The sequence below is a fragment of the uncultured Microscilla sp. genome (assembly GCF_947493425.1).
Taxonomy (GTDB): Bacteria; Bacteroidota; Bacteroidia; order Cytophagales; family Microscillaceae; genus Microscilla.
In genome coordinates this window covers 1-253 of the sequence record NZ_CANLRP010000644.1, presented here as the reverse complement: position 1 = coordinate 253, position 253 = coordinate 1, and the positions used below count along the sequence as shown (strand labels likewise).

Here is a 253-nt window from a genome sequence, read left to right as displayed (position 1 = left end):
AAAGTGGAATGATCACAACAAAAAGCTATCTAATCAGCTAGAAATGATTAATCCCAATGTTGCAGGTATAGATTTGGGTAATCAAGCGCATTATGTGAAAGTGTCCCCAGACTTAACCGATCAACCTATCCGTAGGTTTGGTACTTTCACCGCAGATTTACAGGCGCTTGCTAGTTGGTTGGAAGAGCTAAAAATAGAGAGTGTAGCCATGGAATCCACAGGGGTTTATTGGATGGGATTGTTTGAAATCCTT

The 253-nt window shown here is 40.7% G+C and carries 1 pseudogene; it reads left to right on the top strand.

From position 1 onward, the window contains the following. Nucleotides 1-253 (top strand): annotated as a pseudogene (locus Q0954_RS34810) (IS110 family transposase); the annotation flags it as partial.